The sequence below is a fragment of the Mucilaginibacter sp. P2_A5 genome (assembly GCF_056404995.1).
Genome location: NZ_JBFUCY010000001.1, coordinates 306,785 through 330,268 on the forward strand (window position 1 = coordinate 306,785; position 23,484 = coordinate 330,268).

19 protein-coding genes are annotated in these 23,484 nt (G+C 43.6%); 7 read left to right on the plus strand and 12 right to left on the minus strand.

What is annotated here, in order from left to right; all coding sequences use genetic code 11:
- Positions 1–19: 19 nt before the first annotated feature.
- The 3 genes from AC1DXF_RS01240 (at position 20) to AC1DXF_RS01250 (ending at position 3,759) form a co-directional block, all read left to right on the plus strand.
- Complete coding sequence (locus AC1DXF_RS01240; RefSeq protein ID WP_477445283.1) at positions 20–1,351, plus strand: nucleotide sugar dehydrogenase; 1,332 nt, start codon at positions 20–22, stop codon at positions 1,349–1,351.
- 208 nt (positions 1,352–1,559) lie between these two features.
- Positions 1,560–2,963: an undecaprenyl-phosphate glucose phosphotransferase gene (locus AC1DXF_RS01245; protein WP_477445285.1), complete on the plus strand. Its 1,404-nt coding sequence runs from the start codon at positions 1,560–1,562 to the stop codon at positions 2,961–2,963.
- Position 2,964: 1 nt separating this feature from the next.
- A complete protein-coding gene (locus AC1DXF_RS01250) occupies positions 2,965–3,759 on the plus strand; it encodes a helical backbone metal receptor (protein WP_477445287.1) in 795 nt (264 codons plus the stop codon).
- A gap of 142 nt (positions 3,760–3,901) precedes the next feature.
- Here the strand turns inward: AC1DXF_RS01250 and AC1DXF_RS01255 are convergent, their stop codons facing one another.
- From AC1DXF_RS01255 to AC1DXF_RS01270, 4 genes are all read right to left on the minus strand, one after another.
- Complete coding sequence (locus AC1DXF_RS01255; RefSeq protein WP_477445289.1) at positions 3,902–4,420, minus strand: DinB family protein; 519 nt, start codon at positions 4,418–4,420, stop codon at positions 3,902–3,904.
- A gap of 100 nt (positions 4,421–4,520) precedes the next feature.
- Positions 4,521–6,416 carry an AAA domain-containing protein gene (locus AC1DXF_RS01260; RefSeq protein ID WP_477445291.1) on the minus strand — a complete coding sequence of 632 codons (1,896 nt, stop codon included), beginning with the start codon at positions 6,414–6,416 and terminating at the stop codon, positions 4,521–4,523.
- Between the two features lie 541 nt (positions 6,417–6,957).
- Positions 6,958–7,545: a TetR/AcrR family transcriptional regulator gene (locus AC1DXF_RS01265; protein WP_477445293.1), complete on the minus strand. Its 588-nt coding sequence runs from the start codon at positions 7,543–7,545 to the stop codon at positions 6,958–6,960.
- Between the two features lie 79 nt (positions 7,546–7,624).
- A complete protein-coding gene (locus AC1DXF_RS01270) occupies positions 7,625–8,380 on the minus strand; it encodes a glucose 1-dehydrogenase (RefSeq protein ID WP_477445295.1) in 756 nt (251 codons plus the stop codon).
- A 965-nt stretch (positions 8,381–9,345) separates the two neighbouring features.
- On the opposite strand from AC1DXF_RS01270, the gene AC1DXF_RS01275 reads away from it, so the two are divergent.
- Entirely contained in the window at positions 9,346–11,082 is a 1,737-nt protein-coding gene (locus AC1DXF_RS01275; RefSeq protein WP_477445297.1) for a phospho-sugar mutase, read from the plus strand.
- A gap of 241 nt (positions 11,083–11,323) precedes the next feature.
- Positions 11,324–12,505: an N-acetylglucosamine-6-phosphate deacetylase gene (nagA, locus tag AC1DXF_RS01280; RefSeq protein WP_477445299.1), complete on the plus strand. Its 1,182-nt coding sequence runs from the start codon at positions 11,324–11,326 to the stop codon at positions 12,503–12,505.
- Between the two features lie 376 nt (positions 12,506–12,881).
- Here nagA and AC1DXF_RS01285 read toward each other — a convergent pair whose 3' ends face one another.
- Positions 12,882–13,922 carry a LacI family DNA-binding transcriptional regulator gene (locus AC1DXF_RS01285; protein WP_477445301.1) on the minus strand — a complete coding sequence of 347 codons (1,041 nt, stop codon included), beginning with the start codon at positions 13,920–13,922 and terminating at the stop codon, positions 12,882–12,884.
- Positions 13,923–14,012: 90 nt separating this feature from the next.
- The gene (locus AC1DXF_RS01290; RefSeq protein WP_477368607.1) at positions 14,013–14,231 is read right to left on the minus strand and encodes a GDCCVxC domain-containing (seleno)protein; all 219 of its coding nucleotides are present in this window, start codon (positions 14,229–14,231) and stop codon (positions 14,013–14,015) included.
- A 377-nt stretch (positions 14,232–14,608) separates the two neighbouring features.
- On the opposite strand from AC1DXF_RS01290, the gene AC1DXF_RS01295 reads away from it, so the two are divergent.
- Positions 14,609–16,300 carry a sodium:solute symporter family transporter gene (locus AC1DXF_RS01295; RefSeq protein WP_477445303.1) on the plus strand — a complete coding sequence of 564 codons (1,692 nt, stop codon included), beginning with the start codon at positions 14,609–14,611 and terminating at the stop codon, positions 16,298–16,300.
- Between the two features lie 108 nt (positions 16,301–16,408).
- On the opposite strand, the gene AC1DXF_RS01300 is transcribed toward AC1DXF_RS01295, so the two are convergent.
- The 6 genes from AC1DXF_RS01300 to AC1DXF_RS01325 form a co-directional block, all read right to left on the minus strand.
- Positions 16,409–16,612 carry a hypothetical protein gene (locus AC1DXF_RS01300; protein ID WP_477445305.1) on the minus strand — a complete coding sequence of 68 codons (204 nt, stop codon included), beginning with the start codon at positions 16,610–16,612 and terminating at the stop codon, positions 16,409–16,411.
- Between the two features lie 101 nt (positions 16,613–16,713).
- The gene (locus AC1DXF_RS01305) at positions 16,714–17,646 is read right to left on the minus strand and encodes an Rpn family recombination-promoting nuclease/putative transposase (RefSeq protein ID WP_477445307.1); all 933 of its coding nucleotides are present in this window, start codon (positions 17,644–17,646) and stop codon (positions 16,714–16,716) included.
- 195 nt (positions 17,647–17,841) lie between these two features.
- Entirely contained in the window at positions 17,842–19,179 is a 1,338-nt protein-coding gene (locus AC1DXF_RS01310; RefSeq protein WP_477445309.1) for a TldD/PmbA family protein, read from the minus strand.
- A gap of 3 nt (positions 19,180–19,182) precedes the next feature.
- Positions 19,183–20,817: a TldD/PmbA family protein gene (locus AC1DXF_RS01315; RefSeq protein WP_477445311.1), complete on the minus strand. Its 1,635-nt coding sequence runs from the start codon at positions 20,815–20,817 to the stop codon at positions 19,183–19,185.
- A gap of 90 nt (positions 20,818–20,907) precedes the next feature.
- A complete protein-coding gene (locus tag AC1DXF_RS01320; RefSeq protein ID WP_477445313.1) occupies positions 20,908–21,528 on the minus strand; it encodes an RDD family protein in 621 nt (206 codons plus the stop codon).
- 63 nt (positions 21,529–21,591) lie between these two features.
- Complete coding sequence (locus AC1DXF_RS01325) at positions 21,592–22,218, minus strand: DUF4159 domain-containing protein (RefSeq protein WP_477445315.1); 627 nt, start codon at positions 22,216–22,218, stop codon at positions 21,592–21,594.
- Between the two features lie 161 nt (positions 22,219–22,379).
- Between AC1DXF_RS01325 and AC1DXF_RS01330 the strand changes: the two genes are divergently transcribed.
- Entirely contained in the window at positions 22,380–23,375 is a 996-nt protein-coding gene (locus AC1DXF_RS01330) for an AAA family ATPase (RefSeq protein WP_477445317.1), read from the plus strand.
- Positions 23,376–23,484: the final 109 nt, after the last annotated feature.

The following is a 23,484-nucleotide window of genomic DNA, read 5'->3' on the forward strand; positions in this document are numbered from 1 at the left end:
TATCTACCCTCGCTTAAACATGTTTGATCATCTGTCAAGTCAAATCCAGCAACAATTTAACGCTCCGGAAACTATTCGCATTGCGATAATAGGGTTGGGGTATGTGGGATTGCCGTTGGCCGTTGAGTTTGCAAAAAAATTCCCCGTAAAAGGATTTGATATTAAAAAAAGCAGGGTTAATGAGTTAAATAATGCCTTTGACCGTACGCTGGAAACTGATGCCGGGGTATTAGGATCGGTTTTAGGAAACAGCGATGGCAACGGATTGGTATTTACCTCCAGTATTCAGGATATAGCAGATTGTAACGTATATATAATTTCGGTACCTACACCCACAGATCAGCATAACCGGCCCGATCTTGACCTAATCAAGAAAGCAAGTGAATCGGTTGCTTCGGTACTTAACGCTGGCGACGTGGTGATCTATGAATCGACGGTTTATCCTGGAGTAACTGAAGATATATGCGTGCCCATACTTGAACGGGTATCAAACCTTAAGTTTAATGCTGATTTTTTTGCCGGATATTCCCCGGAGCGGATCAATCCTGGTGATAAGGTACATACGCTTACCAATATTTTGAAGGTTACATCCGGCTCAACACCCGAATCTGCCGATTTTATTGACAATCTTTATCAAACTATAGTTACCGCAGGGACCCATAAAGCCCCAAGTATAAAAGTTGCCGAAGCCTGTAAAGTAATTGAAAATTCGCAGCGCGATATTAACATTGCTTTTGTAAATGAACTGGCCAAAATATTTCAGATCATGGGTGTTGATACTCATGCTGTTTTGGAAGCGGCCGGTACTAAATGGAATTTTCTTAATTTTAAGCCCGGGCTTGTTGGCGGCCATTGTACCGGGGTTGATCCGTACTATCTTGCCCAAAAAGCGCAGGAGATAGGGTACCATCCCGAGATTATACTGGCCGGCCGCCGGCTCAATGATGGCATGGGGACATATGTTGCCCTTGAAGTTATTAAGCTGATGATAAAAAAAGAAATTCCGGTTAAAAACTCAAATGTGCTGGTGCTCGGTTTTACTTTTAAAGAAAACTGCCCCGATGTACGCAATACCCGGGTAATTGATATTGTAAAAGTTTTAAGCGAGTTTGAAGCATGTTACGAGATTTATGACCCATGGGCAGATCCATCTGAGGTTGAATTAGAGTACCGGGTTAAAACTGCTAAGACAGTTGATGAACTGACGGGTGGGTACGATGCTATTATAGTAGCTGTATCACATAGGGAATTTTTCAGTCTGGATTATAGCCGGTTGAAAAAAAAGCCATCATCAGTTATTTATGATATAAAAGGAATACTGGATAAAAGTATAGTCGATGGCCGTTTATAATTTAATCGGGGTTTGTTTTTGTGATATAATAGTTGTAAAAACTTACGGTAACCTTATATTTGATTTGATATGAATTTCTTAATTTTTAATTTTGTCGCGCATGCAATAGCACATTTGTAATTGATTGTCCGTTCAATTATCACATTGTTATTTATAAATAAATATGCTAATTTTAGCAGGTGTTATATACTTCAACAAGCTCTAATACATGATTCACAGATACGCTACTTTTATTAAAGCAGTGAACCTTACCATTGATTATATTATACTCAATATGAGCATGGTAATCTCTTACTTTATCGAAGACAGGTCATACATTTTTTGGATAAATAACCGGAAATATTTGCCCATTGTTTTGGTTTTTAATTTGATCTGGTTGTTATCTGCCAATATCACAGGGTTGTATGAACATGTTTTAAATAAAGATTCCATTAAAACTTATCGGGGTGTTATAAAAACTTACCTGCTGTTTGTAAGCTTTATTTGTTTTACCATAATTATACTGATAGGCACAAAGGCGTATTTTATTACACGCGAATACCTTTTTTATTCACTCGCGTTATTTGGGTTTTTGCTTGGCTTGTGGAAACTTATATTCCTTACAATACGCAAAAGCGACAGGGCATCATTGATAGACACCAGGGCGGTGATAATCATTGGAGGTGGGAGAATAGGGACCGATTTATACGGTTTCTTTAAACAAAATCCAGAGCGCGGTTACAACCTGGTGGGTTTTTTTGATGATAATCCCGAAATGGTAAATGATAAACATCTTTATTTGGGTGGAACTAATGATTGTATCAGCTACGTATTGAATAACAAAGTAGACGAAATTTTTTGTACGCTGCCCAATTCCGAAGCATCGACAATTGAAAGGCTGATGCTTGATGCCGACAAAAACCTCATCAGGTTTAAGTTTATCCCGGAGTATTATGACTATGCAAAAAAGCCAACTTTTATTCAAAGCTTTGGGCATATCCCGGTAATATCTGTCCGGCCGGAACCATTGGAAAATATGCTTAACCGGTTTATAAAACGGTTATTTGATGTTTTGTTTTCGCTATTTATCATTCTCTTTGTGTTCAGCTGGCTTTTTCCAATTCTGGCTATTCTCATCAAACTTGAGTCAAGGGGCCCGGTGTTTTTTGTGCAGGAACGCTCAGGAAGGGATAATAAACCATTTAAGTGTTATAAGTTTCGCAGTATGCGGGTAAATAAGGATTCTGACAAGAAACAAGCAACCCGGGGCGATGCCCGTATTACCAAAACGGGTGCTTTCATCCGCAAAACAAGTCTTGATGAACTCCCTCAGTTTTTTAATGTGATATTGGGTAATATGTCTGTAGTGGGCCCAAGGCCGCATATGATTAGCCACACACAACAATATTCGCAGCTTATAGACACCTTTATGGTAAGGCACTTTTTAAAGCCTGGAATTACCGGCTGGGCACAAATAAATGGCTTACGGGGCGAAACCCAAACAACCCAGGCAATGCTTGAACGCGTTGAAGCTGATGTTTGGTACCTGGAAAACTGGTCGTTCCTGTTGGATATGAAGATCGTTTTCTTAACGTTCTGGAATGCTTTAAGAGGAGAGAAGAACGCGTTTTAAGATGACTGAGTTTCGCGACCAGTTAAACCGCGTAATTAATCTGCCTGCTATACCAAAACGTATAGTTTCTGTAGTACCCTCGCAAACCGAACTTTTGTTTTATTTAGGCTTGGATGCCGAAATTGTAGGTGTTACTAAATTCTGTATCCATCCAAAACAAAAAGTTAAGGTGGTAACAAAGGTAGGGGGTACTAAGCAACTGGATATCGGGCTTATCAAATCCCTGCAGCCGGAACTGATCATAGCTAATAAAGAGGAGAACGAACGAAGCCAGATTGAGGCACTGATGGACGTTTGCCCTGTTTGGATAAGTGATATTCATAACCTGCAAACAGCTTTCGACATGATCCAAAGCGTTGGCCAAATTGTTGGCAAAAAGCTGGAGGCAGACGCCTTAAGCAACGAAATCAGGAATCGTTTTAATACACTTGTTTGTCACCCGTTAAATATCAAAATAGCCTATTTAATATGGAGAAAACCATACATGGTTGCAGGCAGGCAAACCTATATTGATAGCCTGATGCAAATGTGCGGTCTAAATAACGTTTTTGAAGCAGAACGATACCCCGAAGTATCTGCTAATGATTTGGTTACAGCAAACCCCGATGTGGTATTTTTATCATCCGAGCCATACCCATTTAAGCAAAAGCATATTGATGAGTTTAAACGGTTGCTGCCAAAAGCCAAAGTTGTTTTAGTTGATGGCGAAATGTTTTCCTGGTATGGCAGCCGATTGCTGGAGGTTCCCTGCTATTTTAATAAATTGCAGAGCGAACTTGGTTTGCTCTTTACATAATCGCTATTTTATTAAAGCAGCAAAAATATCATTATGGAGATCATCATCATAGGCGCCGGCTAAAGCCAACAATAGCTCCACAAGTAAAGACGTAATCCCCTTTTTTAGGCGACAACAGGTATTCGCATTACATAAGTTTTTGCTATTTTAAATATCTCTCCCTCAAAATATTACAATGGTGAACATTGTGCCCCACTACCATCCAGCCCACACTTCTTGCAGTATAAACCGGCAACTTGTCAAATCTGAAATCCAGCATGGCATCGGTCATGTGTTTATAAAGGCTGATGGTGGCTTCCCTGATGGTTATCAGTTCGTCGGCTATATCTGTTAAGGTGCGGTTTTGCGCGCTAAAATCCTTATTATAATCATCGCCCTGCGGCATTTCCAGTATTGCATCAATCTGCCGCGAGCAGCAAAAAGCTTTGTAGGCATAATAACGCTCGTCATCAGCAAGATGAATGAAAACCTGTTTTATGGTCCATTTACCTTCGGCATAGCTATAATCTTCCGCAGATGCCGGGATCGACTTAGCCAAGTCAATTGTTTGCCTTTTGTTAACCTCCAAAGCGTCTATGAGTTCATCGCCTTTGGCTAAATCAAAAAAATAAGGATACCAGGAAGGTGCATCTTTAATATCGGGGCGGCCTATTTTTATCATCGTTTATCAATCGTTTTTTCTGTTGCGATAAAGATACCCGTAGTAATTAATTTCGATGATATGCATAACCGACTATTTAAGGGCGATATGCGACAACCACTTAATCGCCCGCGTACTCCCAGGCGCTTTGGTAGCCGCCCAGTTTTTCGGCATATTCCACAAAATCAGCATAAAATTTTAAACGGGTCAGGGTGGCGCTATCGCCAATAACCACCAGCTTTTTGCGGGCGCGGGTCATGGCTACGTTCATTCGGCGGATATCCGCAAGGAAACCTATTTCGCCATTGGCATTGCTGCGTACCAGGCTGATGTAAACCACATCCCGTTCCTGCCCCTGGAAGCTATCAATGGTGTTGACCGCAATATAGTCGATATAAGGCATCAAATCCGGGTTGGTCTGCAACTGTTCGGTTAATACCCTGATCTGTTCTTTATAAGGCGATATGATGGCTATCGTCGGAAATTTATCGGTGGGGTCTATCTCGCTTACCAGCCGGTTTAAATGTTTAAATAGCAGTACCGCTTCATCTGGGTTATAGGTACTTGTTCCGGCTTGTTGCTCTTCAAAACCTGCACCGGCAGTATCAATAAAGGTAACCGGCGTGTCTCCATTAAACAATAATCGTGTTGCTACCGAAGCATGAGCCTTTAACTGATTGCCATAAAACTCCCGGGACGAAAAGCTCATAATGGCCTCGTTCATGCGGTATTGCTCATCCAACAAAACAACAGCTTCGGGATGCAGGGCAACGCATTTTTCGAGGAGGGTGGTGCTAAGGCCTGCGCGGGCGGCATCATTTGATTTAATGGTAGGAGGGAGCTGCAAATGATCGCCGGCTAAAATTACCTTCTGCGCTTTCAGGATGGGGATCCAGCAGGCGGGTTCAAGGGCCTGGCCGGCTTCGTCAATTACCACCGTTTCGAATTTTACTTCGCGGATGGTGTAATGGTTGGAGCCAACGAGGGTGGCGGTAATTACCTGGGCTTTGTTCACCAGGTCGTCAATAATGTGCTGCTCGGTAAGGGCCACATCCTTCATGATCTTGTGAGCCTCGTTAAACAAGGCCTTGCGCTGGTCGCGTTCCGATTTGCCGAAGCTCCGTTTGTACTTGTGCGCCATATCCTTATAGGTACTGGCCTGTTTTTTCAGCGTGCGGATGAGTTTATTATCCGCATGTTCGGCCATCTTGCTATCCAGCGTAAGCGAAACCAATTTATCAGATACCCGGTTAGGGTTGCCTATTCTTAATACGTTTAAACCTTCGTCGGCCAGTTTTTCGCTCAACAGGTCGACCGCGGTATTACTCGGTGCCACTACTAAAATTTGCTTGTGCGTTTGCCTGGCCAATAAACAGATAGCCTGCACCAGCGTAGTGGTTTTCCCCGTTCCAGGCGGGCCGTGAACTATGGCCAGGTCCTGGGCAGTAATAATTTTATTTACCGCCGTTAACTGTGAAGTATTTAATCGTGAGCTATTTAAAGGCTGCAACTGTTCGGCAAATACTGGTGAGGTACTGCCGGTGAGGATGTTTACCAACCGGCCTTCCTTTTTTTCGCTTAATGCCGATGCCTGTTTAATGGCCTTCAGCATTTCGTCGTAGCTGTTGTTATCAAACAGCAGGTCGATGCCCAGTTTGCCGTCGCGGGCCCAATCGGGCAGTTCCTCGGCATATAAAGTTATTTTGAGCCTGTTACCGCCCTGGTAGGTAATGGTGCCTTCTACGCGGTCCTTTTGAGGGTCGTGATTGCTGAATAACGCGGCCGGTACCCCGAAACGTAGCTGGTGCGATAGATCCTGGTGTGTGGTGCGTTCAACTTCTACGCTAATGTAATCGCCACGACCGGGTTCGGTATTCCTGATGGCGATAGGGTACCAGGTAAGGCCTTGCGCGCGGCGATCGGCGGCAGATGTGTTTTCGGTAAGTTTGAGGTAGGCGCTGCGATCTTCTTCTTTTTCCTTATTCAGCAGATCGAGCAGCTTTTTAAAGTAGTCCATTGAGGGCAAAGGTAGTAATAAAGCTAAAGGTGGTGAGTGGTGAATTGTGAGTGGTGAGTGAGTAGTGAGTGGTGAGTAGTTGTGAGATTCGAATTCAGGAGAATAAATTTTTGTACTGCGTACCATTCTCTACCGACATCTGCACTTTCTCCCTGTCGTCTTGATACAGACTACTTGATACCAAAAAGCGTTCCACCGGAACGCATGGATCGCATGGAACGCTATGGAACGCATTGGTGTTGATAATCAGCGTTTTATGTTTTTGGTAAAACGGGGTGCGGAACACTATTTGTACTAATAATCAATTACTTACGGTTTTTGATAAACCGATAGATGAGTAAACTTTTTTTAGGACGAGACAATATTTTCAGCCTATGACCCGGGCTTCGGCGAGAAAAAGGCCTTTTTTCTCGCCGGGCAATTAAAACAGGATTATACAGTGATATGGATCAAAAACGGATTAAAAATCGCTGGTAATTGCGCAAAAAACTTACAAAAAAGCACAAAAATGAATAAAAAATAAGCACTCCTTTTAACGTTTTTATCTTCCGCGCAAAGCGAATAAAGCCACCCGTACAACATCCTCCAACACGCTCATGTCAGCGCCGCTGCGGGCAGATACCCTGAGGCCGGCAATGGTGCTGAAAATAAACCGCGCGGCCGCTTTGGGATGTAAATAGGTGCTAAACTGACATTCGCGCTGGCCCTTCTCCATAATCCTGGTCAGGGCATCTTCCACGCTTTGGTTGTTTTTAGCAACCAGTTCTGCTATATCTTTGTCGTGACTGGATAGTTCGACTGCCGTATTCACCATAAAGCAGCCTTTAGCCAGGGTATCTTCCTCGCTCTCGCGGATAACGCCATAAAGTATTTGTTTAATGGCTTCTTCCGGGTCGCCGGCATTGTTGAGCAGGGTAAGTACGGCGCCCGTATTTTGGGCCTGGTACTGCTGCAAAGCCTTGGTAAACAGTGTTTTTTTATCGGTGTAGGTATTGTAAATACTCGACCGGGCAATGCCAAGGCCGGTTACCAAATCCTGCGCCGATGTGGCGTAATAGCCTTTATCCCAAAACAAATTCACCGCTTTGTTTAATAGTTCGTCTTCATCAAAATCTTTATTCCTTGGCATAATGATATCCTCCCGCAGGCAAAAATACCTATATGGAACGATCGTTCCATAATAGGTGCAAAAAATTGAAATCTGTTGATTAATACATAATGGCATTAACGGTTAATCCGCCATCAACGGTAAGTTCGGTACCGGTAATAAAAGAGGCATCGTCAGAAGCCAGGAACCTCACCGCGTTTGCAATTTCTTCCGGTTTGCCAAAACGGTTAAGCAAAATCCTTTGGCTTAAAACAGAACCAAAACCGCTAACCTGTTCTTCGGTTAAGCCCAGTTTACCATAAAGCGGGGTTTCAACCGGACCTGGCGATACGGAGTTAACCCGGATTTTACGTGAGGCCAGTTCGCGGGCAAATACCTTAGTGAATGATAACAAGGCTGCTTTGCTTGCTGCGTATATACTGCTATCGGGAGCGCCTAAAGCTGCATTTACCGATGCATTGAATATGATAGAACCGCCATCGTTTAAAATAGGCAGGAATTTTTGAACGGTAAAGTAAACGCCTTTTACATTCAGGTTCATCATGGTATCATAATGCTCTTCGGTCGCGGTTTCCATCGGGCTAAACAGGGCCACACCTGCGTTAAGGAAAAGGATATCTACCTTGCCGAATTGTGCCTTAACCTGGGCTACCAGGCTATCTATCTGGCTCAACCTGGCCTGGTCGGATACAATCCCCGTTACACCAAGTTCTCCGGCTGCTTTGCTTACCGTATCAGCATTACGGCCGGTGATAATTACCTGTGCACCTTTAGCGGCCAATTCTTTGGCGGTGGCATATCCTATACCGCTGTTACCGCCAGTAACAACGGCTACTTTGTTTGTTAAATTGCTCATGACTTTTATTTTTAATGTTGTTGTTTTTATTTGATAACTCAAAGATAATCGTTTTGGAACGATCGTTCCAAAATAAAAATTACAATTTAATTGATGATTACATTTGGATTACAAAGTATGGGAGAGGCGAGTTTTCCGGTACCGGTAAAACGTTTTAAAATGTCGTTAAGCAAATGGTGCTGATAGCTTATTGCCTGGTGTTGGCCGTGGTAAGTAAAAGGAAAAATGTGTTTAAATTAATAGATTATATAAACTTTATAAATATGGTGAATATAAGCTATATAAATATCTATTACTTTGTTTAAAAGCTCACGTTATTTGGGCGATTTATTTATATGTCAACCCTCAAAAAGTCCGGGGCCGGGCCTTGGGTAATTGAGGGTTGACTAATTTTACGGGTCTCTTATGTTTTGTTTTTCCTCTCGGGAGCTATTGTGTGTCACGTTTCAAATAAAAGAAAAATGTCATTTCGATAGAGCTTGAATGGGAAAGAGCGGGGCGCGAAAGAGAAATCTTAAACGCAGTGCATCGGGACGGGTTTATCGGAATGCAGGGTGTTCGGCATTTTTCGCTACGCTCAAGAGATAGTTTTTCGTCACCCCAACATCCCTTCCCACCTCTGATTCGTTTGTTTCGACAAGCATTATTGTTTGGTGATACGCCTCTAAAAACTGTGCTGTTTTTTCCAGTTGAGCGGCGCCTTCAGGCAATGATGCGTGGATACGCGCTTCACACATCAGTACACCAACATCGATTTAAACAGCCCTTATAGACTTTAATCCACAAGCGGCGTGAATTAATATTTTTAAAACGAAGGATAATTGAGGAAAATATTACATTTATCCACTTAAATGTAACAGGCAGTTTTAATCTGCATTTTTTTTGATATCGATTTGAAAACACATTTTATTACCATATTTGTTACAATCACTGGTTAACCCAATCATCTTTTAAAATATATACCAATGCAGGACTTAGACCCATCCATCCTAAAAAAAGTAAACACCTGGCTCGAAGGAAATTATGACGCCGGTGTTAAACAGGAAATTCAATCTTTATTAGACAGTAAAGCTTATACCGAGTTAACCGACTCGTTTTACCGCGACCTGGAATTTGGTACCGGCGGCTTGCGTGGTACCATGGGCCCCGGCTCAAACCGTATTAATAAGTACACCATTGGCGCCGCTACCCAGGGCCTGGCAAACTACCTTAAAAAAACATACCCCGGCGAAAAAATTAAAGTTGCCATAGCTCACGACAGCCGCAACAATGCCGACCTGTTTTCGAACATTACCGCCGAGGTATTTTCGGCCAATGATATTCATGTTTATTTTTTTAAGGCGCTGCGCCCAACACCCGAGCTTTCCTTTGCCGTACGCCATTTTGGTTGCAAAAGCGGGGTGATGCTTACCGCATCGCATAACCCTAAAGAGTATAACGGTTACAAAGCATACGGTGCCGATGGCGGCCAGTTTGTATCGCCGCATGATAAGGCGGTTATGGACGAAGTAGCTAAAATAGCCAGTATCGACGAAATTAAATTCAACCGCGTTGATGCAAACATTGAGGAGATAGGCGAGGAAGTTGACGAACTTTATTTAGAAGGGATCACTAAATTATCCATCTCGCCCGAGGCCATCAAGCGCCAAAAAGATTTAAAAATTGTTTATTCGCCAATCCACGGCACAGGTATTACCCTGGTGCCACAAGCATTGAAACGCTTTGGTTTTGAGAATGTGATCCTGGTAGATGAACAAACCACGCCCGACGGAAATTTCCCAACGGTGGTATATCCAAACCCCGAAGAAAAAGAAGCTTTAACCCTGGCTTTAAAAAAAGCCCAGGAAACCGATGCCGACCTGGTTTTAGCTACCGACCCAGATGCCGACCGTGTAGGCATTGCCGTAAAAAATACAGCTAATGAGTTTATACTGCTTAACGGTAACCAAACCGGCTGTATGCTCATCAACTACCTGTTAACAGCATGGGAAGAAAAAGGTAAGCTTACCGGTAATGAATACATTGTTAAAACCATTGTAACATCAAACCTTATTGATACCATAGCCAAAGCCAAAAATGTAACCTGCTATAATACGTTAACCGGCTTTAAATACATTGGCGAGCTAATGACCCATTTTGAAGGCAAACAAACCTTTATTGGCGGCGGCGAGGAAAGCTATGGTTATTTAATAGGCGAATTGGTGCGCGACAAAGACGCGGTAGTATCAAGCGCCTTTATAGCCGAAATGACGGCCTATTACAAAGACAAAGGCAGCAGCTTGTTTGAGGCCCTGATTGATACTTATGTGCAATACGGCTTCTACAAAGAGAAACTGATATCGATTACCAAAAAAGGAAAAACCGGTGCCGAAGAAATTAAAGCCATGATGGAAACATTCAGGAAAAACCCGCCGGCAACTTTAGGCGGATCGAAGGTGGTTACTTTAAAGGATTACGAGTTCCAGGTAGAAACCGACCTGAATACCAACACCACCAAAGCTATAGAACTGCCTACCTCGGATGTATTGCAATTTATTACCGAAGACGGCAGCATTATATCTGCCCGCCCATCAGGTACCGAGCCTAAGATCAAATTTTATTGCAGTGTTAACGGCAAACTGGCCAGCAAAGAAGCTTACGCCGATACCGACAAGCAACTGGAAGCCAAAATTGATGCCATTATGCAGGATTTGGGTGTGTAACCCGTCCGGCTTTGGGCGCGTTACAAATTGTAAATACCAGACTTACGAAGTTTTAAAAACTTCGTAAGTCTTTCGTCGGTTTGTAATCCCCCCTTTAGAGTTTTCCGAAATTTTGCTACTCAGGAACACCTGACAGTTTTTAAAAGCTGTAAGTATAACCGCTTAATTACTCACCGTTACTTTTTTAATGCTGATACTTTAAGTTTCGCCAAATCAGCTTAACTTGTAGGCCTATCAGCAAATGAACAAGCAATTAAAGATCACAAATAGCCGTATCATCACGCCCAAGGGCGTCGTTAACGGCACTATCCTCATCAACCAAACAAAAATAACGGCTATATCCCAACGCGATATCGACGCACCGGATGCCCTGGTAATTGATGCCCATGGTAGCTATGTTTCGCCGGGGTTTATTGATATCCATGTGCATGGCGGCGGTGGCCACGATTTTATGGATGGCAACGAGGACGCTTTCCTGGAGATAGCCCGCACGCATGCCCGCTATGGCACCACAGCCATGGTGCCCACAACATTAACTGCCGAGAAGGCCGACCTGCTTAAAACACTGGATTTGTACGCCACAGCCGACGTTAAAAATACCATGGGCGCCCAATTTTTAGGTATGCACCTGGAAGGCCCATACTTTGCCATGAACCAGCGCGGTGCACAGGACCCGCGCTATATTCGCAATCCTGACGAGGAGGAGTATAAAGAGATTATTGCTTACTCCAAAGCGATCAAACGCTGGAGCGCCGCGCCGGAGCTGCCAGGTGCAATTAAATTTGCCAAATACCTTCAGGCCAATGGTATCATGCCAGCTTTGGCCCATACCGATGCTATTTACGAGGAAGTTGCCGTAGCTTTTGAAAACGGTTACACGCTTGCAACGCATTTATACTCTGGCATGTCGGGTGTAACCAGGCGCAATGCTTACCGTTACGCCGGGGTTATTGAAGCCGCTTTTTTAATAGATGCGATGGATGTGGAGGTTATTGCCGATGGTATTCATTTGCCAGCGCCCTTATTAAAATTGGTTTACAAAATTAAAGGGCCTGATAGGATAGCGCTCATCACCGATGCCATGCGGGCGGCGGGTATGCCGGAGGGCGATAGTGTACTGGGTAATAAGGATACCGGTTTAAAAGTGATTGTGGAAAACGGCGTAGCCAAACTGCCCGACCGCAGCTCATTTGCCGGCAGTGTGGCCACTTGCGACAGGCTGGTACGTACGATGATGACAATGGCCGATGTGCCGCTGCCCGAAGCCATAAAAATGATGACCAAAAACCCTGCGACCATTATGGGGGTAGATGACCGGAAAGGCGCTTTGGTAGAGGGCCTTGATGCCGACATTGCCATATTTGATGAGCAGATAAATATCCAGGCAACTATAGTGAACGGGAAGCTGGTGTATGGTGGGTAGTAGTGAGTTGTGAGTTGTGAGTTGTGAGTTGTGAGTTGTGAGTAGTGAGTAGTGAGTTGTGAGTTGTGAGTAGTGAGTAGTGAGTTGTGAGTGGGATTATGTTAAATAGTTAAAACAATCTTCATCAATGTCAACTTTGTTTCGTCCTTAAATGTAAAAGGTCCGGCAATCTGATTAATCTGATGGAATCCAGGTTCAGATAGATTTGCGATAGGGATGGGCGTGGATACCGGCCCGTGTGTAATGCCCTGAAGGCGTATGAACAGACAGCCCGGGGCCGCAGGCATCGCCCGTTTTACGAGAAGGTTTATTGAATTTAAATCGTATAGCTTGTTTTTTTGATTCGATCTTTCGCAATCCGAAAATCAATAAATCACTAATTCACTAAATCACTAATTGAAGAGCCCCTTACCACCAGGGTTGAGGGTAAAACTATCTCCTTGTTGTTTTCAACGGCTTTGCCGGCCAAATGGTCAAATAATAATTGCGCGGCTTTTTTGCCCATATCAAAAGCTGGTTGCAAAATGGTTGTGAGCGGCGGGTTTAGGATGGGGGCCGTTATCTGGTTGGTAAAGCAAACCACTTTAACATCCTGTGGGATATTTAGTTTTAGTTCATTGCAGGCAAGGTAGGTTGATGTTGCCAGGTGCTCAACCGTTGCAATAATGCCGTCGGGCTTTTGAAGCCTGAGGTGTTCTTTTATTACTTCAACATTTTCGTTGTTGTACTTATTTGAACAGGTAACAATGCCCGTTTCCTTTAGCTGGATTCCCCGTTCGGCCAGCGCCTTTTTATAGCCTTGTTCCCTGGCCGATAGGATGGAGGGATAACCTTTGATGGTAACGAGCGAGATGTTTTTACAACCTGCATCCAGCAAATGGTTGGTAGCTATGTAGGCGCTGTGCATGTCGTCGGTGGTGATCTTTACCGAATTCAGGTCGTCAAAAACCCGGTCGAAAAATACGATGGGCACGCCCGCCTGCTGCAGGGTTTTAATGTGGCTGGTATCTTCGGTATTGCTGGCTACTGACATAATTACCCCATCAACCCGGCCGCTGGCCAGCTCAGTAAACATGTAGGCTTCGCGTTCGTAGCTGTCATGGGTAAGGTAAATCAGCGTATGGTATTTTTTTATGGCTACTATACTTTCTATCCCATTAATGGCCTGGCTAAAAAAGCTGTCGGCAATTTCGGGGATAATAATAGCGATGGTGTTGCTGGCTTTTTTACGGAGACTGCTGGCATAGGGGTTGGGCACGTAATTAAGTTTACGGGCGGCTTCAATCACTTTCAGCTTTGTTTCGGGGCCGATGTCATGACTATCCCTAAGGGCTTTTGATACAGTGGCGATAGATACATTGAGCACTTTGGCCAGTGTCTTCATGTCTATTTTATCGCTTTTGGGTTCGCTGGCCATGGATATTCAATTATATATAAATTTGTTAAAATTATTCTTAGGGTAGGTAGATTGCGCTTAGCTACAACCATATGCTGCAAATGTTGTAGTTTAATGGCCACAGCATGAAGTTCCCTGCTGTATAGGTGGGCACTTAACCGAACCATAACTGCAAAAAACACAACAATCTCCAGGAAGGGGTTTTAAATAGGCTTCGCAATGTTTACAGGAATAAAAATACTGGCAGGAATCCACCGGCATCAGTTCTTCTTGTTGAAAACCACAATTCGGGCAGGTTATTGTTGAATTTAAAATCGGTTCTGTCGCCATATCTTCACGGAAGTTTATCCCCGGGTATCAAATGTAAAACTCAGGGCCAGATAAAAAAATAAATTTCGAAGATGTTAAACGTTTAAGCAAATAAATAATATGATTTTGCTAAATGTATAGCAGTAATTAAGCATGTTTGGATTTTATAGCCATAAGGAACTGTTTACCAATTGCATTTCCTTTAATAAAATTATAAACTTATGAGCAAGTTAAAAGAAATACCCCGAGAGGATGTATTGGTGGATATTATAACGTTAAACAGCTTACTAAAGCTGTGTTATTGACATTTGATAAGCGTAAACCATTGCCAGTCCATTTTATTTTATAGATTTGAGAATTGAACCGGGTATAACCTAATTCCCATTGCAAAAACAATCATGCTGAAGCACATTTCCATAGGCGATCTGATCGTATTTTTCACTTATTTTATTTTGGTTTCCGTGTATGGCTACATGGTTTATCGCCGTAAGAAAGCAGAAACTAATTCCAGTTCGCACAGCTTTTTCCTGGCCGAAGGTTCACTCACCTGGTGGGCTATCGGCGCATCTATTATAGCGTCCAATATTTCGGCCGAGCAATTTATAGGCATGAGCGGCGATGGTTTTTTTGCCGGCATCGCCGTAGCCGTTTACGAATGGCTGGGCGCAGCCACGCTGATCATCGTAGCGGTGTTTTTTATGCCGGTGTATATCAAAAACAAAATTTACACCATGCCGCAGTTCCTGAAAGACAGGTATAACAGCGGCGTGGCGCTGGTAATGTCGATATTCTGGCTGGCGTTGTACATATTTATTAACCTTACCGCCATTTTATACCTTGGCGCATTGGCCATTAACGGCCTGCTTGGTGGGGGGTATTTACATGAAATTATGATTGGCCTGGCCATATTTGGAGTAATCATTGCGCTTGGCGGTATGCAGGTAGTTGGTTATACCGATGTGGTGCAGGTTGCGGTGCTCATTATTGGCGGGCTTGCCATAACGTATTTATCGTTAACTATTGTGAGTGATAAATTTGGTTTCGGCCAAAACGCGCTTACCGGTTTAAAACTGATCCTGAAAGACTCGCCCGATCATTTTCACCTCATCTTTAAAAAGCCTGCCCATGGCGCATCGATAGAAACCATAAGTAAATACTTAATACTCCCCGGCTTTGCCATGTATGCGGGTGGCCAGTGGATAAGCAACCTTAACTATTGGGGCTGTAACCAATATATAACGCAGCGCGCACTGGGAGCCAATTTGCATACTGCCCGTACGGGCATCCTGTTTGCCAGTTTGCTTAAAATCCTGATGCCGGTTATTGTAATGCTGCCGGGCATTGTAGCCTTTGTGCTATACAAACATGGCGATTTGCCAATGCTTGTTGGCGGCAAAAAAGACGGCGCTTACTCGGCCATATTATCCTTTTTGCCTTCGGGCTTAAAAGGTTTATCACTTGCAGTTTTAACGGCGGCTATTGTGGCATCCATTGCGGGTAAAGTAAACAGTATATCTACCATTTTTACGCTGGATGTTTATAAAAACTACATGAGCATCAAAGCTACCGAGCGCAATATGGTTTGGGTAGGCAGGATAGCGATTGTGTGCAGCCTTGTAATTGCCGTAGCCTTTACCTGGAACGATATGCTGGGCATCAGTGGCGAAGGTGGTTACACCTTTGTTCAAAAATACAGCAGCTTTGTGAGCCCCGGTGTGTTAGCTACATTTCTATTAGGCATGTTTTGGAAACGTACCACAGGCGAGGCCGCTATTGTTGGTATCCTGACAGGATTTGCAGCATCTGTATTTTTCAACCAGTTTGCGGTTGGGGTATTCGGCCCCGAAACCTTGTTATATTCAGCCTTTAAAAACGCTGCTGGTGTTTATGAAATTCCTTTTTTCATATGCCTCGGCTGGTCCTTCCTGACAACTTTTTTAGTGATGGTTTTGGTAAGCTTAACAGGGCCGGCGGTTAATGCCAAATCTATCGAGGTTGATAAAGGGATGTTTAAATTGAAATCGTCGTCGATAGTGCTTATCGCAGTAATATTGCTGTTTCTGTCTGCTATTTACGTGCGTTTCTGGTAGTTATAGATATAAGCAAGGGACGCGAAAGCTTGTAAGTAATAGTGGAGGAAATAGACGGTAAAAAAGCTCGGCGGCTTCCTAAGATGATTATAACTTTAGAGCGCGTTGCTATAGCTTTTCTATTTTTCGAACCGAAAGCTGAGTGTATTTTTCGATCTGGGCAACAGGGAAGCCTTCTTTTTTTAATTCACGGGCAACAGCAATAGCCATTGCTTTTTCACCTTCGCGCTGTCCTTTTTTTTCACCTTCGCGCCGTCCTTTTTTTTCACCTCTTTTTTCAGCCAATTCTAATAAAAGTTCTTCGAGACCCATGGTGGTAATTATTCTATTAAATTTATCGTGATGAATTCAAGCTAATTATAATTAACCGGCGTACAATAGGAGTGGTGTTTTTGAATGTTTACGGCGGTTTCTTATAGTTTTTCTATTTCCTCAACAGAAAGCTTTGTGGTTTTAGATATAAATGCTGAAGTTAAGCCTTCTTTTTTGAGTTCGCGGGCTATTTCAAGAGCCTTTTGATATTCACCTTTTTTCTCACCCTTTATTTCGCCTCTTTTTTCACCTTTTCTTTCACCTTTCTTCTCGGCCCTGTCCAATAAAAGTTCTTCTAAGCCCATGGTGTTGTTCCTTTCTGTTAAAATTTCTACCTGTTGTTCAAATTTAGTGTTTATATCCTGATTTTCAAAGCGTATGTAATACCTTAAAAAATTCATCAGTACCCTTATCTTTTCCTTCGCTATCTGTTTGGCCAGCAATAGCCTGGTCAGGTTAAGCTTTAAATTCAGGAGCAGTTCGTCACGTTCCATGCTGCTTTTTAGGTCTTTGCCTGCAAGCGCCGCCTTTGCCGTAAGCACTACCAGGGCGAAAGGGTTATCGCTGGCTTGCAATGCTTCATCGCTTTGGCTGGCTATTTTGTAGGTGTTAAACGTATAACGTAAGCTGGTACCCATAAAGTCTATGGCAAAATGGTTTGGTCTTTCTTTGGTATTGGCTTCGGTAAATATGGCGTAGGCTACTATGGGCTTTTGATATTTATCCAGTATCCGGTAAAAGTAAGTATACATGCGGTTGGCAAAATCTTTTTGATATTGGCCCTGCACTTCCACGTGCACCAAAATCCATTCCTCTTTGCCGGATTTGGTAAAAACCTTAACCAGCTTATCAATCACCTTTGGTGAGTACTCGTCGTTTTCGGGCGGGAAAACCTGCTCCAACTCTTTATCCAAGAATTCGAAGCCCTTGTCCAGGTCAAATACAGCACTGGCGTCTGGATTTACAAACCGCAAAAAATCGTCAAAAACATCTTCAAGAATCCCTTTCCAAAGAATGTCGTCTTTTCTTCTCATTTAAGTAAAACAGAAATTGAGTATAGTTAAAGTCTTTAACATAAGTCACCTAAATAACCAAGCCCGACATTTAATAGTGCCGGGCTTGGTCGGTCGATAGTTGATTAAGCGAGTAGCTGATAAGATTAAAGATGCGAGGTGTTCAAAAACCACTCACTTAATAAACCCAATCAACCACTCACTACTATCCTATCTCTACACCGCATCTGATAGCGAAGTAAACGTAAAATCACGGATCCGCATAGGGGGGATCAACGCGTTTTGGCCCGATTCGCCACTTACGGTACGCTCCGATTTACCTAAGGCATCCAGGTTATTAAGCATAATTACCGGGCTTTCATTAAATCGCAGGTTCTTGATCGGGAATTTGATTTGTCCGTTCTCGATGTAAAACGTACCATCGCGGGTAAGGCCGGTAAACAATAGCGTTTGCGGGTCAACCGGGCGGATATACCACAGGCGGGTAACCAAAATTCCTTTTTCGGTACCTTTTATCAATTCTTCCAAAGTAGCATTGCCGCCCTCCATAATGATACCATCGGGATTAGGTATAGATTTAACACCTTGCTTTTGGGCCCAGTAACGCGAATAGGTAAAGTTTTTTACCACACCTTTTTCAATCCAGCTTCTTTTTATCTGTGGCTGTCCATCGCCGGCCCAGCTGCCGGTTGGCAAATCCGGGTGCGACGGATCAGAGTAAATATTCACCCTTTCATCTACCATTTTTTCGCCAAGTTTGGTTTTGCCTCCTGGTTTGCTCAAAAAGCTGCGGCCTTCATCCGCGCTGCGGGCATCCAGTCCGCCGTATAATTGCTCAAGCAATACAATACCGGCTGCAGGTTCTAATATCACTGTATATTTTCCTGGTTCAATAGCTTTGGCGCCTTTGGAGCCGGTGGCTTTTTTGGCAGCAATTTTGGTAAGCGCCAGTGTATCCAGTTTGCTCAGTTCGTTATAACCTTTGCTTGAGTAACCCGACCCGGTGCCATCCTCGGAGCGTAAGGTTACCGAGAAGTTAACATCTGTGGATGTATTATAAGCAAATAACCCGTGCGAATTCATCATCGAGCTAAAGCCCGCGCTGTTTTGCAAAAAGCCCGCTGCTATCAGCTTGTTTTCTTTTGCGGTATCCAGGCTTTTGCCCACCATATCTGTACGCAGGGCAGGGGTAATAGCCGCTGTTTCGGGTACAAAGGTTTTTGACCGGGGGGCGTAAGTTTGCGGGCCTAAAAAGGATACAAATTCCGGGTTTTCGGGCGCCAGCTGTGCCAGCTCTTCGGATAAGCGAACAGCTTTTTCAACTGAAGCATCATCATATTCGTTGGTGGTTACCACACCCAGTTTTTTGCCAAATGCTGATGAAATAACCATACTGGTTTGGCTTAACGAACCACTGGTAGATACTGTATTGCGGGCATACCTGATATTACCCGAGTCTGATCCGCCAAAGTTGATCTCGCATTCATCGGCTTTTGAATAGCCCAGCGCCTTTTTTAATATCGCGCGGCATTCATCTTCTGTTAAAATTGCCATATATTAAATTTTTCTTGCTGTATTAATTACGTTAACTCCTTTAAATAATGCCGTAGACGATCCGTGTGATACGGCGCTGGCCTGCATAGGCTGGCCTTTACCGTCAAAGAACGAGCCACCCAAACGATAATCATTGGCATCGCATACCGCGGCACATGAGTTCCAAAACTCCTGCGTGTTTGATTGGTAAGCCACATCATTCAGCATACCCACGATTTTGCCATTTTTGATCTCATAATACAGCTGACCACTAAACTGGAAGTTATACCGCTGCTGATCTATCGAGAACGAACTATCGCCAATGATATAAATGCCTTTTTCTACGTTTTTGATCATATCATTTACGCCCATAGGCACTTTACCCGGCTGTAACGATATGTTGGCCATACGCTGGAATTGCACATCCTGCCAGCTTTGCGAATAACAGCAGCCCTGCGATTCTTTTAAACCGATAATATGTGCCTGGTCGCGGATAGCCTGGTAGTTAACCAAAACGCCGTCTTTAATAATATCCCATTTTTTTGCCTCAACACCTTCATCATCATAACCCACGGCGCCAAGCGAACCAACCTGGGTTTTATCGGCCACAATGTTTACATTTTTGCTGCCGAAGTTGAATTTTTTTGATTCCCATTTATCCAGCGTAAGGAAGCTGGTACCTGCAAAGTTGGCTTCGTAACCTAATACGCGGTCAAGCTCGGTGGGGTGGCCAACAGATTCGTGGATGGTTAACCAAAGGTGGCTTGGATCTAAAACCAAATCGTATTTACCGGCTTCAACAGATTTTGCTTTCAGCTTTTGATCGGCCTGGGTAGCTGCCGCGCGGGCATCTTCCAGCATATCATACCTGTCTTTATAAAGGGTTGTTACACCTTTTATCTTATCGCTTTCGCGTGGGGTCATGTATTCATAACCCATGCCGCGTGGTGCGCTTAACGACTGGCGTGTTTCAAATTTGCCGGTTTTAGCATCAATTTTAGTAACGGCGAATAACGGCCAGATGCGGTGGATATCCTGGTCGATATATGAACCATCGGTCGATGCAAAGTATTTTTGCTCGTTTACTAAAAACAGGATAGAGTTTACATAATTGGCGCCGCCTTTCATGGCTGCATCATTTACAGATAGCAGTAAATCTGTTTTTTCTTTCATCGGCACTTCAAACGCGTTGCGCTCAATCGGCGTTTTCCAGCTTACTTCGCCATGGCCCTTTTGAGGCACCAACTGCACCGGGTCGGTTTGGATGCGGGCGTTTTCTTTGGCGATAGCTACGGCAAGCTCGGCTGCTTTGGCTATGCTGTCGTTATCCAGCTTATCTGTAGCGGCAAAACCCCAGCAACCGTTGGCAATAACGCGGATACCCATACCGTACGATTGGGTATCAACTATATTTTCAACCTTGTTTTCGCGGGTTACCACAAACTGGTTAAGGTAGCGGCCTATGCGCACATCGGTATAAGTGGCGCCTTTTGACCGGGCGGCATTTAAAACCACATCGGCCATTCGTTTTTTAAGGGCCACGTCAACCGGGCTCATATCATGGCCGGGCAAAACGGGCGAACCGAAAACGGGGATCCTGCTAAGCATGGATGCACTAATGCCCATTCCGGTTAGGTAAAGGAAATCTTTTCTTTTCAAGGTCAGTCAGTTTTAAGTCCTAAATATAATGAGCGAAGTTTGAATATTTAAGTGTTTGAAGCAAGATCGTGTGATTTGTTACGGATTATCTTAAGATTTTCTTATTACATACGTCTTTGCTATCTGGTCATGCCAGGCCTGGCGCATGGGGTTCCATAAAACGGTTAAAAAGCCGATGCAGCAAAGCAGGCTTGAAAGGATTTTGCTGAAATTACGGGATAAGGCTTTGCCAAAAGTCAATCGTTCGCCGTCCGCGTCAACAACAATAAGCTTACAAATTAATTTTCCGATGCTGCCCTGCATCGTGGTAGCTTCAAATATTGAATTATACGCGATAAGCGCCAGGATAATTACAAATCTCAATAAAAGGTCAACTTCCTGCGATTCAAAATCAACAGGACTATGAAGCAACTCGCTTAAAGCACCGGATGCTGTTGCTAATAACATCAGGCCAAGCATCACAATTATATAATCAATAACATAAGCAAGTAACCTCCACCAAAAACTCGCGACATTGTATTGATTAGGCAGATATATGCCGTTCGCTATAAAGTATTCCTGGAATTCGGGTAAATCACCCGCGCGTTGCAAGCCTTCAGCTAATGGCGATAACAGAAAATCATCAGCTTCGACATTCATATCCATCAACTGGGTATGTGTATAAGGACCGTCCTGTTGGCCATGCTTTAAAATGTAGTATTCGTTTATCATTAATTATCCGTGTTTAGGTTTCGGGAAATTAACGAAAAATTCAAATCCAATCAAATAAAATGATCAATTATTTAACGCGTACATTATAATATTTACCCCAAACTTGGTATTATCTTCGGCCAGGAAACGCTTGTTCCTATAATCATAGTCCCATTCGCAACCATAATCCTTACTGCTGTACAAAACAGCAATGCGGCCATTAATTTCAATGGCCTTCAGGTAATCATGCACCAGGTCGTCGCCCCAGCCGTTTAACTCAAAACTGGTGGTAGGGGGGCCTTTGTCAAAAGAGAAAAAGGAGTGGTATATTTTATGGTTGTTGGGGATCTTCTTTAACGCGTTTGGGCCAAACAAAGCAGTCATTTGTGCTTCGAATGATTTGGCAAAAAGACCGTCTATATCATGGTTACAATCGTCCACAAAAATAAAACCGCCATTCTCTGCGTATTTTTTAAAATTCGCCCGTTCTTTGGTATCAAACTGCACAAGCTTGTGGCCGCTCAGGTAGCAAAAGGGATATAAGAAAATATCGTCGCTGCTCAGGGGGATCACTTTTTCCTGCAGATCGATGGGGATGGTGGTATACTCCAACAGGGAATTAAGCAGGTTTGATGGCATGCGCTGATCGGTATCCCAATCGCCCGAGTGGTAACTTAACCTGGTGAACGTAAATTTTCCGCTGAAAGACATCCTGTTTTAAAACCTTAAAAGTAGTACAATATTTTATGCTGATGCTACATTTGTTTGCATTGCTTGTAAAGTTTTGGATACTTTATTTAATTTTTAATAAAAAATAGTGAAAGTTACTCAAAAGGGTAATATATTGTGAGAGTACATTAAAACGTATTAAGTTGGAACTGACCGAAAATAATATAAAAGCGCTGCTTGCCAAATTGCCTGCTTTAAAAGGCGAAATTCAAAAGGTAATAGTAGGGCAGGATGCTATACTGGACGAGTTGCTGGTGGCATTTTTAGCCGGAGGCCACTGCCTGTTGGAAGGCGTGCCCGGCCTGGCCAAAACACTCATCGTGAAAACCATGTCGCAAGCCCTGCACCTGGCCTTCAGGCGCATCCAGTTTACCCCCGATTTGATGCCGACAGATATCATAGGCACCGAAATACTGGAAGAAGACCATGCTACAGGTAAGCGTTTCTTTAAATTTAATAAAGGACCATTGTTTGCCAATATCATCCTGGCCGATGAAATTAACCGTACACCGCCCAAAACGCAATCGGCATTGCTGGAAGCGATGCAGGAGTTTGAGGTAACCTACGGTGGCCAAACCTATCCATTGGATAAGCCTTTTTTTATCCTTGCTACGCAAAACCCCATTGAACAGGCCGGCACTTACCCATTGCCTGAAGCCCAGTTAGACCGTTTTTTATTGCTGATAAAAATTGGATACCCAACCGAGCAGGAAGAATTTGAAGTACTGAACCGAACTACCGGCACCAAAAAAGCCGATGTTAAAGCAGTAATAACCGCCGAAGAGATTATTCAGGCCCAGGCCCTGGTAAGGCAGGTTACTATAAGCGAAGACCTGGTAAAATACGTGAGCCAGGTAATCCGCTCCACCCGCCCTGATACCACTACCGTAAGCTATGTAAAAGAATGGGTGCGCTGGGGAGCAGGCCCGCGGGCAGGGCAGGCGCTAATTTTAACTGCCAAAGCACGGGCATTATTAAAAGGACGTTACTCCGTTTTGATGGAAGATATCCACGCTATGGCCCCGGCTGTGTTGAGGCACCGCATTTTGATGAACTTTAAAGCCGAGGCGGAGGGTATTACATCTGATAAAGTGACGGCGGAGTTGTTAAAAACAATAACAAGGCCTAAAACGATTTAATACCCGTTATTGCGAGTGACCATCAGGATGATCCTGAAAAAAACGGGCATGACATGCAACGAAATATAGTTAAACCAATGTCCAAAACTACCGTCATTGCTTCGTTCCT